The organism is Erwinia sp. Leaf53 (assembly GCF_001422605.1).
Taxonomy (GTDB): domain Bacteria; phylum Pseudomonadota; class Gammaproteobacteria; order Enterobacterales; family Enterobacteriaceae; genus Erwinia.
In genome coordinates this window covers 290,333-301,771 of the sequence record NZ_LMLK01000021.1, presented here as the reverse complement: position 1 = coordinate 301,771, position 11,439 = coordinate 290,333, and the positions used below count along the sequence as shown (strand labels likewise).

The window sequence follows — 11,439 nt, the reverse complement described above, 5'->3', positions numbered from 1 at the left end:
GTAAATTAAATCATTGATATACAAATCGTGCTAATCCACGTTTTTTGTGCTTCTCCAAACCCCGGCGCGGTGGCATGATGCGCGCAAAATCCTACCCCCTTTTTGGTTTTTCACTACTATGTCCATCTGGTCGCGTCCCGTTGTGGTGCTGCTCAGCGGCCTGCTGCTGCTGACGGTTGCTATTGCCGTGCTCAATACCCTCGTTCCCCTGTGGCTGAGCCACGACGCGCTGCCGACCTGGCAAATTGGCATGGTGGGTTCGTCTTATTACACGGGAAATCTGCTCGGCACGCTGGTGGCCGGCTGGGTGATTAAGCGTTACGGCTTCAACCGCAGCTATTACCTCGCGTCGCTGATCTTTGCGGTTGCCACGGTGATGCTCGGGCTGGGCACCGGCTTCTGGAGCTGGACCCTGTGGCGCTTTATCGCCGGTATCGGCTGTGCGCTGATCTGGGTGGTGGTGGAGAGCGCGCTGATGTCGAACGGCACCGTGCGCAACCGCGGGCGTCTGCTGGCGGCCTATATGATCGTGTATTACATCGCCACCGTGCTCGGACAACTGCTGGTCAGCGGCGGATCCACCGCGCTGCTGCAGGTGCTGCCGTGGATCACCACGCTGATCCTCACCGCTATCCTGCCGCTGGTGTTCTGCCGGGTGACGGCGCAGATGGCGGGGGAGGAGGCCCCGGCGGGGCGGATGTTGTCGATGCTGCGCCTGCGCAGCGCCCGGCTGGGCATCAACGGCTGCATTATCTCCGGCATCGTGCTGGGGTCGCTGTATGGCCTGATGCCGCTGTACCTGTCTCATCAGGGCATCGGTGACGCCAGCGTCGGTTACTGGATGGCGCTGCTGGTCAGCGCCGGCATTATTGGGCAGTGGCCGGTAGGTCGCCTGGCAGACCGCTATGGCCGCCTGCTGGTGCTGCGGGTACAGGTGTTTGGCATTATCCTTGGCGCGATGGCGATGCTCGGCGGCACCGCGATGGCACCGGCGCTGTTCGTGCTGGGGCTGGCGGGCTTTACGCTCTACCCGGTGGCGATGGCCTGGGCCTGTGAAAAAGTCCCCCAGCACGAGCTGGTGGCGATGAACCAGGCGCTGCTGCTCAGCTATACCGTCGGCAGCCTGGCGGGCCCGACCATGACCTCAATGCTGATGCAGCACTACTCTGACCGCCTGCTGTTTGTGATGATTGCCGGCGTCGCGCTGGTCTATCTGCTGATGCTGCTGCGCAAGGCCGATCACCACGCCACGCCGGTGGCCCACGCCTGATCGAACAGAGGCCGCCCTTATGGCAGCCTCTCCCGCGTCGGTCAGGGGCGGCCAGCGCCGCGCCCTGTTCAGACTCTGTGCCGGTAACTCTGCTGATGGTTTACCGGCGATCGCCCATATCCGGCTCGCTTCTGCCATCCGCATGGCATATCGCCGGCTCAGGGTTCAGTACATCACCTGGTGACCGTAGCCTTCCAGAATGCTTTTAACGCGTTCCATGGTCTCTTTTTTCGGTGGATGTACGCCGTCCAGCTGGTACTCCTCGCCCATCGCCTCCCATTTATGTTTGCCCAGTTCGTGATAGGGCAGCAGCTCGATCTTCTCTACGTTGCCCATATCGCGGGTAAAGGCACCCAGCCGGTGGGCGGAGTCGTCGTCATCCGTGTAGCCCGGCACCACCACGTAGCGGATCCAGGTGCGGATATTGCGCTTGGCCAGATAACGGGCAAAGTCGAGCGTGCGGTGGTTGGGCACGCCAACCAGCACCTGGTGTACATCATCGTTGATCTGTTTCAGATCGAGCATCACCAGGTCGGTAACGTCGAGCAGTTCATCGATTACCGGGTCATAGCGGCGCACAAAGCCGTTGGTGTCGAGACAGGTGTGGATCCCTTCGGCCTTGCAGGCGCGGAACCAGTCACGCACAAACTCCGCCTGCAGGATCGCTTCGCCACCCGAAGCGGTGACACCGCCGCCAGAGGCGTTCATGTAGTGACGATAGGAGACCACATCCTGCATCAGCGCCTCAACGGTGATTTCGCTGCCGCCGTGGGTGTCCCAGGTGTCGCGGTTGTGGCAGTAGAGGCAGCGCATCAGGCAGCCCTGGAAGAAGGTGATAAAGCGGATGCCGGGCCCGTCTACGGTGCCACAGGATTCAAAAGAGTGAATACGACCGGTGAGTGACATGCGATGGGTTCTCCTGGTTGGCGCGGTCTGTCGCCGCGCTACGTTAAGTCTGTTTTGCGCGCCGCCTGCGCTATGGCAGAGGGCGGGCAAAAAAGGCTGGTAAAAAACCGGCCCCGGTGGGGCCGGCGGCAAAGCTTACAGGCTCTGGGTAAAGGTACGGGTAATCACATCCTGCTGCTGCTCTTTGGTCAGCGAGTTAAAGCGCACCGCGTAGCCGGAGACGCGGATGGTCAGCTGCGGATATTTTTCCGGATCGTTCATCGCTTCCAGCAGCATCTCGCGGTTCATCACGTTGACGTTGAGGTGCTGGCCGCCTTCCAGACCGGCTTCATGGTGGAAGTAACCATCCATCAGCCCGGCGAGGTTAGCTTTGCGCACGTCGTCGTTTTTACCCAACGCATTCGGTACGATTGAGAAGGTGTAAGAGATACCATCCTTCGCATAGGCAAACGGCAGTTTCGCCACTGAGGTCAGCGAGGCCACCGCACCTTTCTGATCGCGGCCGTGCATCGGGTTAGCACCCGGTCCGAACGGCGCGCCTGCCCGGCGTCCGTCCGGGGTATTACCGGTTTTTTTGCCGTACACCACGTTGGAGGTGATGGTCAGCACCGACTGGGTCGGCACCGCGTTGCGGTAGGTCTGCAGCTGCTGAATTTTCTTCATAAAGCGCTCGACCAGGTCGCAGGCGATATCGTCCACCCGTGCGTCGTTGTTACCAAACTGCGGGTACTCACCCTCAATGTTGAAGTCGATGGCCAGACCATCTTCATCACGTACCGGCGACACTCTGGCATACTTAATCGCGGAGAGGGAGTCGGCGGCCACCGACAGTCCGGCGATACCGCAGGCCATGGTGCGATAGACGTCACGGTCATGCAGCGCCATCAGCGAAGCTTCATAGCTGTACTTGTCGTGCATGTAGTGGATGACGTTCAGCGCGGTGACGTACTGTTTTGCCAGCCAGTCCATAAAGTGATCCAGGCGGCCCATGACTTTATCGTAGTCCAGCACCGCATCGGTCATCGGCGCTTCTTTCGGGCCGACCTGCATTTTCAGCTTCTCATCCATGCCGCCGTTGATGGCGTACAGCATGGTTTTTGCCAGGTTGGCGCGGGCGCCGAAGAACTGCATCTGTTTGCCGACGATCATCGGGCTGACGCAGCAGGCGATGGCGTAGTCGTCGTTATCGAAGTCCGGGCGCATCAGGTCGTCATTTTCGTACTGCAGCGATGAAGTATCAATTGAGACCTTCGCCGCATATTTTTTGAAGTCTGACGGCAGCTGTTCTGACCACAGAATGGTCATGTTTGGCTCCGGTGACGGCCCCATGGTGTACAGCGTGTTGAGGAAGCGGAAGGTGTTTTTGGTTACCAGCGTACGGCCATCCACGCCCATACCACCCAGCGATTCGGTGGCCCAGATCGGGTCGCCTGAGAACAGTTCATCGTACTCCGGCGTACGCAGGAAGCGCACCATACGCAGCTTCATTACCAGATGGTCGATCAGCTCCTGCGCATCGGACTCGGTGATTTTACCGGCCTTCAGGTCGCGCTCGAAATAGATATCGAGGAAGGTGGAGACACGGCCGAAGGACATCGCCGCGCCGTTTTGTGATTTCACCGCGGCCAGATAGCCGAAGTAGGTCCACTGGACGGCTTCTGCCGCGCTGGTGGCCGGGCCGGAGATATCGCAGCCATATTTGGCGGCCATCTCTTTGATCTGCTGCAGCGCGTGGTGCTGGTCAGCAATCTCTTCCCGCAGGCGGATGGTTGCTTCCAGGTTAACGCCGTTTTCCATATCCGCCTGCAGTGAGGTGAACTGGGCAAACTTGTCTTTCATCAGCAGGTCGATACCGTACAGCGCCACGCGGCGATAGTCGCCGATGATGCGGCCACGGCCATAGGCATCCGGCAGGCCGGTTAACACGCCGGACTTACGGCAGCGCAGGATGTCCGGGGTATAGACGTCGAACACGCCCTGGTTGTGGGTTTTGCGGTAGTCGGTGAAGATTTTTTTCAGCGCCGGGTCCAGCTCGCGACCGTAAACCTTACAGGAACCCTCGACCATTTTGATGCCGCCGAACGGAATAATTGCGCGTTTCAGCGGTGCTTCGGTCTGCAGGCCGACGATTTTTTCCAGCCCTTTATTGATGTAGCCGGCGTCGTGTGAGGTGATGCTGGACGCGAGGTCGGTATCAAAGTCCACCGGCGCATGGGTGCGGTTTTCCTGCTTTATCCCTTCCATCACTTTGTCCCACAGCGCGGTGGTCGCGGCAGTGGCACCGGTAAGGAAAGCCTCGTCGCCTTCATACGGGGTGTAGTTTTTCTGAATGAAGTCGCGGACGTTGATGCTGTTCTGCCATTCACCTGCAGCGAAACTTTCCCAGGCGTTTGCCAGTGTTTGATTACGATCGGTCATCTGATACCTGCCTTATTTTCGTGAAATTCGGTGGTGGGGGCCGGGAACAACGCCCGGCGTCCGCCCGTTCAGTCGTGGCCGCTGTGGCTGCGGTCGTCGCGTAAGTAAATGACCCAGTAGGTCAGCCCGACCAGCAAACCGCCGCCGATGATGTTGCCCAGCGTCACGGGGATCAGGTTGTCGCTAATAAAGTCGCTAACGGAAAGATGAGAAAACTGTGCGGCCGTGGCGCCGGTGGCCTGCCAGAACTCCGGCGACGCGAAGTCGCGGATGACGATGGCCAGCGGGATCAGGAACATATTTGCGATGCTGTGCTCAAAACCGCTGGCGACAAACATCGCTACCGGCAGCACCATGGCGAACATTTTATCCAGCAGGGTACGCCCGGAGTAGCTCATCCACACCGCCATACAGACCATCAGGTTGGCAAGAATGCCGAGGCTGGTGGCTTCAATAAACGTGTGGTGCATTTTGTGGTCGGCGGTCTGCAGCACGTTCAGCCCCCAGGCACCGCTGGCCGCCATATGCTGGCCGGCCAGCCAGATCAGCGCCACAAAGAAAATCGCGCCGACGAAGTTACCGATGTAAACGGTCAGCCAGTTGCGGGCCAGCTGCCCCCAGCTGATGCGACCGCTGGCTTTCGCCACCACGATCAGCACGGTAGAGGTGAACAGGTCAGCACCGCAGACCACCACCAGCATCAGCCCCAGCGAGAAGCAGACGCCGCCGACCAGTTTGGCCATGCCCCAGGGCAGCGCGCCGCTGCCGGTGGTGGCGGTGATGTAAAACGCAAAGGCGATGGAGATAAAAACGCCCGCGGTGATGGCGAGGAAGAACGTGGTGAAAGGCGCTTTGGTGGCTTTATATACCCCTGCATCTTCGGCAACTTTCGCCATCTCAGCAGGTAATAATAGTTCAAAAGGAGTGACCGTTTTCACACTCACATACTCCTAAAAAGTGTCAGCGAGAAAATTGTAACAAGCCCCTCCTTTTACAGACTTGATTTGGATCATATCTCGGGATTGTGAATGGATTAATTACGATTCAGGTAACGCTGAAAAGCGAATATATGTATGATTTATATGAAATAAATATTTTTTAATATATCAAAATAAATTGTGTTTGCCGGTGTGGTACAACGTCGTAAATGTTAATGACAAGTGGGCAATAAAGCCTGAAGGTAAAAAAAAACAGGTAACAACACAAAGCTGTTACCTGTTATTTACCGCTTTAACACGGTGACCCGTTAAGGCGAACCGCGCAGTCGGGTGCGCTTAGCGTGCTTATTTCCAGAAACGGCGTTTAGCGGCCTGTAACTTTTCATAGGCTGCCAGCAGCGACTGGTGCGCCGGGAAAGCCTGCAGGTCGCTGTCCACGCTCTGCAGGCCGTAGAACGGTGCTTCACCGCTGATTGCGGCAGAGGCCGCGTCCACGGCGTCCTGGCCGTACATACGCACGAATGCCGTATGGTACTGCAGCGGGTCACGTCCTTCTTCCTGGCTGAGCAGCAGCAGGGTCTGCAGGCAGCGGTAGTAGTTGGCACGCTCGGCAGAGAAGATCGACTGGTTGAACTCCATCGTCCACTCGGTCCAGATCAGCGCCTGTTCCAGGTCGCCGGCGGCCAGCGCCAGCATCGCCTTCAGCTCGCCGATGCGCAGGGTGTACCAGCCGTTATCCTTACCGGTCGCCAGGCCCAGCAGCTCGCGCACGCGGGTGAAGTCGTCGTGGCCGTCTTCGTCCAGCTGCTCCAGCAGCGCCAGGTACTCTTCTTTTTCCCACTCGCTGGCCGGCAGGCTCAGCAGGGTGTCACGCAGGTACGCGCCCATGCTGTTATTGGCCAGCAGCAGGTCTTCGGCAGGGTAGATGTCTGACATACCCGGCACGATGATGCGGCAGGCGTACACGTCAAGATGTTCGTAGTCGGCAATGTAGACTTCCTGGTCTTCCGCCGTAAAGATCGCCATCAGGGTAGCGAACTCTTCTTCGGTGGTACCTTTGAAGCTCCAGTCAGCGAACTCATAGTCCGCATCGTCCTTGAACATATCCCAGGAGATCAGGCCGCTTGAGTCGATAAAGTGGGTTTCCAGGTTAGCGTGCTCGGCCACTTCTTCGTCGTCGAAGGTTGGCGGGGTAAACACGTCCAGATCCTTCAGGCCACGGCCCTGCAGCAGTTCGGTGACGGTACGCTCCAGCGCCACGCCAAAGTCCGGGTGCGCGCCGAAGGAGGCGAAGCAGGTGCCGTTAGCCGGGTTGAACAGCACCACGCAGATCACCGGGTAGTTGCCGCCCAGCGAGGCGTCGTAAGAGAAGATCGGGAATCCTTCCGCTTCGAGGGTGTTGATGGCTTCCACCACGCCCGGATAGCGGTTCAGCACCTCCTGCGGGATCAGCGGCAGGCTGATCGACTCGGCAATGATCTTGTTCTTGATATGGCGTTCGAACACCTCGGACAGACCCTGTACGCGCGCTTCGTTGCGGGTGTTCCCGGCAGACATGCCGTTAGAAACGTACAGGTTGCCGACGATGTTCATCGGAATATAGACGGTCTGCTGGTCGGACTGACGGCTGAACGGCAGGCCGCAGATGCCACGGGTGGCGTTACCGGACTGCAGGTCGATCAGATCGCTGGCGCTCAGTTCGTTTTCCGGATCGTAGAATTTACGCAGGCGTGCATCAAGGATACCTTCCGGCAGCCGGTCATCTTCCGGCAGCGGGAACCACTTCTCGTTAGGGTAATGGACGAAGTCGCCGCCGGCGATTTGATTACCTAACCAGAAGTCGGCAAAGAAGTAGTTGGTCGACAGGCGTTCAAAATATTCGCCCAGCGCGGACGCCAGCGCGGCCTTTTTGCTGGCGCCTTTACCATTGGTAAAACAGAGTGGGCAGTCGCGGTCGCGAATATGCACTGACCAGACGTTAGGGACCGGATTCAGCCAGGAGGCTTCTTCGATATTGAAGCCCAGATCCTGCAGTTTTTGCTGAAAGCGTGCGATGGAGTCTTCCAGCGCGGCGTCTTTGCCCGGAATGTAAGTTTGAGTCATGTAGCCCACTTGTTTTGTGTTGTGCGTAAAGCGCGCAATGATACGGGTTTTCCATGACAATCGCTATCCGGGCACCCAAATTTCATCTGCTGCAGAATGCCCTTTTTGCCACCCCGCGTAACAGGTCTGATTCCTGATTCGGAAAACGCCTCACAAAATATCGTGTTGTGTTTCATTTGCCCTACAACCTGTTGCGGCACAGCATTGTAAACCGCATCGCCGGGCGGATAAATCGTTGCAGCAACCGGGTGGCAATGATAAAACCGATAGAGAAATCAAAACCGATTGTCAGAGAGTGGTGAGGGGAAATGAGTCAGGTTTTCAATTTTAGCTCCGGCCCGGCAATGCTGCCGGTAGAAGTGCTGCGTCGCGCGGAACAGGAACTCTGCAACTGGCAGGGGTTAGGGACCTCCGTTATGGAGATCAGCCACCGCAGCAAGGAGTTCATCCGGGTTGCCGAAGAGGCTGAACAGGATTTTCGCGATCTGCTGAAGATCCCCTCCAACTACAAGGTTCTGTTCTGCCACGGCGGTGCGCGCGCACAGTTTGCGGCAATTCCGTTGAATCTGCTGGGTAACCACGCCACCGCAGATTATATCGATGGTGGCTACTGGGCTTCCAGCGCGGTGAAAGAGGCGCAGAAGTACTGCACGCCGAACGTGATTGATGCCAAAACCACCGTTGACGGTAAGCGCGCTATTACCCCGATGAGCCAGTGGGCGCTGTCTGACGACGCCGCCTACGTTCACTTCTGCCCGAATGAGACCATTGACGGCATCGCCATCCACGAGACGCCAGATTTCGGCGACAAGCTGGTGGTTGCCGATCTCTCATCAACCATTCTGTCTACCCCGCTGGATGTCAGCCGCTATGGCGTACTGTACGCCGGTGCGCAGAAGAATATTGGCCCGGCCGGCCTGACGCTGGTGGTGGTGCGTGAGGATCTGCTGGGCCGCGCGCGTAAAGAGCTGCCTTCAATCCTTGATTACAAAGTGCTGGCTGACAACGACTCAATGTTCAACACGCCACCAACCTATGCCTGGTATCTCTCTGGCCTGGTGTTCAAGTGGCTGAAAGAGCAGGGCGGCGTTGCGGAGATTGATAAACGCAATCAGGCTAAATCTGACCTGCTGTACAGCACCATTGATAACAGCGACTTCTACCGTAACGACGTGGCCGATGCCAACCGTTCGCGGATGAACGTGCCGTTCCAGCTGGCGGATGCCGGGCTGGACAACCTGTTCCTCGATGAGTCGCTGGCGGCGGGCCTGCACGCGCTGAAGGGCCACCGCGTGGTCGGCGGCATGCGTGCTTCGATCTACAACGCGATGCCGCTGGCCGGCGTGAAGACGCTGACCGATTTTATGATCGACTTTGAGCGTCGCCACGGCTAAGGTGCCCGCCGCACGGTCTTACGCTGTAAACCTGAAACCCCGCAGCCTTGCGGGGTTTCACCGTAATTATTTTGGAGAACACGTTTCACATGCTGGAATCCCTGACGTTACAACCTATCGCGCTGGTCAACGGCACCGTTAATCTTCCCGGCTCCAAGAGCGTTTCTAACCGCGCTCTGCTGCTGGCTGCGCTGGCCAGGGGGACCACCCGTCTGACCAACCTGCTGGACAGCGACGACGTGCGCCACATGCTCAACGCGCTGCAGCTGCTGGGCGTTAAGTACCGGTTGTCTGACGATCGTACCGTCTGTGACGTCACCGGTCAGGGCGGAGCGCTGCAGGCCGACGGCGCGCTTGAGCTGTTCCTCGGTAACGCCGGTACCGCGATGCGCCCGCTGGCGGCGGCGCTGTGCCTCGGCGGCAATGATATTGTGCTGACCGGCGAACCGCGTATGAAAGAGCGGCCGATTGGCCACCTGGTTGACGCCCTGCGTCAGGGCGGCGCGCAGATTGACTATCTGGAGCAGACGGATTACCCGCCGCTGCGCCTGAAGGGCGGCTTTAGCGGCGGCGACGTCACCGTTGACGGCAGCGTTTCCAGCCAGTTCCTGACCGCGCTGCTGATGACGGCACCGCTGGCCACCAACGATACGCGCATCGCGATCAAGGGCGAGCTGGTCTCTAAGCCCTATATCGATATTACGCTGAACCTGATGGCCGCCTTTGGCGTGCAGGTTGAGAACGATAACTACAGCGCCTTCATCATTCGCGGGCAGCAGCACTATCAGGCACCCGGCGACTATCTGGTGGAAGGCGATGCATCGTCGGCCTCCTACTTCCTGGCGGCTGCGGCCATCAAAGGCGGTACGGTGAAAGTGACCGGGATTGGCCGTAACAGTATTCAGGGCGATATTCGCTTTGCCGACGTGCTGGAAAAAATGGGCGCCAGCATCGAGTGGGGCGATGACTTTATTGCCTGTACGCGCGGTGAACTCAACGCCGTCGATCTGGATATGAACCATATCCCGGATGCGGCGATGACCATTGCCACCGCAGCGCTGTTTGCCACCGGCACCACGGTGATGCGCAACATCTACAACTGGCGCGTGAAGGAGACCGATCGCCTTGCGGCGATGGCCACCGAACTGCGCAAAGTAGGTGCCGAGGTGGAAGAGGGGCACGACTACATTCGTATCACGCCGCCGGCGTCGATCGCGTTCGCTGAGATTGCCACCTATGACGACCACCGTATGGCGATGTGCTTCTCGCTGGTGGCGCTTTCCGCCACGCCGGTCACCATCCTTGACCCGAAATGCACCGCTAAAACGTTCCCGGACTACTTTGAACAGTTAGCCCGGATTAGCACACTGGCCTAAGAGAACCTTCCGCCGTATTCAGGTACGGCGGAAAATGCTCCTTTTTTTTCTGTCACCTCGCCATACCGCTCTCTTTCTTGCTATATACAGACTAATTTCCTGTAGCCATCAGTTAAAAGTATAACCATCGCCGATGTAGCGGAGTATAATACGCCACGATATTTGTCCGGCACCGGCCCGCAGGCAATCAACCAACAGGAGAACGAGATGACGGCATTAGCCCCAGTGATCACCATCGATGGCCCAAGTGGCGCAGGGAAAGGGACATTGTGTAAATCGATGGCCGAAGCGTTACAGTGGCACCTGTTGGACTCCGGCGCAATCTACCGGGTACTGGCGCTGGCTGCATTACACCATCAGGTAGATATCACTTCTGAAGAAGCGCTGGCCCCGATTGCGGCACATCTGGACGTGCGCTTTGTGGCCACCGACGGCGAGATGGCTGTGATCCTCGAAGGGGAAGACGTGTCGAATGAGATCCGCACCCAGGACGTCAGCAACACCGCCTCTAAAGTGGCCGCGTTTCCCCGCGTCCGTGAGGCGCTGCTACGCCGCCAGCGCGGTTTCCGCGAACTGCCGGGGCTGATTGCCGACGGGCGTGATATGGGCACGGTGGTATTTCCCGATGCGCCGGTGAAAATTTTCCTTGATGCCAGCGCCGAAGAGCGTGCGCATCGCCGTATGCTACAGTTGCAGGATAAGGGCTTTAGTGTTAACTTTGAGCGCCTTTTATCCGAGATAAAAGAGCGTGACGATCGTGACCGCAATCGTGCGATTGCCCCGTTAGTCCCGGCAAACGATGCCTTAGTGCTTGATTCGACTACAATGTCTATTGAGCAGGTCATCGAAATTGCGCTAAAATATGCGCGCGAAAAACTCGCGCTGGCGTGATTTTCGGGTCTTTGACCCGGCGTTAAAATGAGCGTTGGCTCTCAGAATTTATCTAACCCTGTGATATGGACATCATCGGGCATGTGAAACAACCCCACCCGTCAGGACGTCAGGTGGACGTTAAATTGAAGAATCCTGAAGAT

The 11,439-nt window shown here is 58.1% G+C and carries 8 protein-coding genes; 4 read left to right on the top strand and 4 right to left on the bottom strand.

All coding sequences use genetic code 11. The annotated features are described in order from the left end of the window. Positions 1-118: 118 nt before the first annotated feature. Positions 119-1,270: an MFS transporter gene (locus ASF13_RS13140; protein ID WP_056236902.1), complete on the top strand. Its 1,152-nt coding sequence runs from the start codon at positions 119-121 to the stop codon at positions 1,268-1,270. Between the two features lie 165 nt (positions 1,271-1,435). Here the strand turns inward: ASF13_RS13140 and pflA are convergent, their stop codons facing one another. The 4 genes from pflA to ycaO form a co-directional block, all read right to left on the bottom strand. After that, positions 1,436-2,176 (bottom strand): pyruvate formate lyase 1-activating protein, encoded by a 741-nt coding sequence (gene pflA, locus ASF13_RS13135; protein ID WP_056236901.1) that lies wholly within the window; start codon positions 2,174-2,176, stop codon positions 1,436-1,438. A 135-nt stretch (positions 2,177-2,311) separates the two neighbouring features. Then, entirely contained in the window at positions 2,312-4,594 is a 2,283-nt protein-coding gene (gene pflB, locus ASF13_RS13130) for a formate C-acetyltransferase (protein ID WP_056236899.1), read from the bottom strand. 68 nt (positions 4,595-4,662) lie between these two features. Beyond that, positions 4,663-5,532, bottom strand: coding sequence for a formate transporter FocA (gene focA, locus ASF13_RS13125; RefSeq protein ID WP_056236897.1), 870 nt, complete (start codon positions 5,530-5,532; stop codon positions 4,663-4,665). A 345-nt stretch (positions 5,533-5,877) separates the two neighbouring features. Beyond that, a complete protein-coding gene (gene ycaO / locus ASF13_RS13120; protein WP_056237175.1) occupies positions 5,878-7,635 on the bottom strand; it encodes a 30S ribosomal protein S12 methylthiotransferase accessory factor YcaO in 1,758 nt (585 codons plus the stop codon). Between the two features lie 308 nt (positions 7,636-7,943). Between ycaO and serC the strand changes: the two genes are divergently transcribed. The 3 genes from serC (at position 7,944) to cmk (ending at position 11,296) form a co-directional block, all read left to right on the top strand. After that, positions 7,944-9,029 (top strand): 3-phosphoserine/phosphohydroxythreonine transaminase, encoded by a 1,086-nt coding sequence (gene serC / locus ASF13_RS13115; RefSeq protein WP_056236896.1) that lies wholly within the window; start codon positions 7,944-7,946, stop codon positions 9,027-9,029. Between the two features lie 92 nt (positions 9,030-9,121). Continuing rightward, positions 9,122-10,405 (top strand): 3-phosphoshikimate 1-carboxyvinyltransferase, encoded by a 1,284-nt coding sequence (gene aroA, locus ASF13_RS13110; RefSeq protein WP_101505615.1) that lies wholly within the window; start codon positions 9,122-9,124, stop codon positions 10,403-10,405. 207 nt (positions 10,406-10,612) lie between these two features. Further along, entirely contained in the window at positions 10,613-11,296 is a 684-nt protein-coding gene (gene cmk / locus ASF13_RS13105) for a (d)CMP kinase (RefSeq protein WP_056236893.1), read from the top strand. Positions 11,297-11,439 lie beyond the last annotated feature (143 nt).

Bases quoted from the DNA above. Each gene is read 5' to 3' on its own strand.
- serC (WP_056236896.1), top strand. From the start codon at position 7,944: ATGAGTCAGGTTTTCAATTTTAGCTCCGGCCCGGCAATGCTGCCGGTA.
- cmk (WP_056236893.1), top strand. From the start codon at position 10,613: ATGACGGCATTAGCCCCAGTGATCACCATCGATGGCCCAAGTGGCGCA.
- pflB (WP_056236899.1), bottom strand. From the start codon at position 4,594: ATGACCGATCGTAATCAAACACTGGCAAACGCCTGGGAAAGTTTCGCT.
- ASF13_RS13140 (WP_056236902.1), top strand. From the start codon at position 119: ATGTCCATCTGGTCGCGTCCCGTTGTGGTGCTGCTCAGCGGCCTGCTG.
- ycaO (WP_056237175.1), bottom strand. From the start codon at position 7,635: ATGACTCAAACTTACATTCCGGGCAAAGACGCCGCGCTGGAAGACTCC.
- pflA (WP_056236901.1), bottom strand. From the start codon at position 2,176: ATGTCACTCACCGGTCGTATTCACTCTTTTGAATCCTGTGGCACCGTA.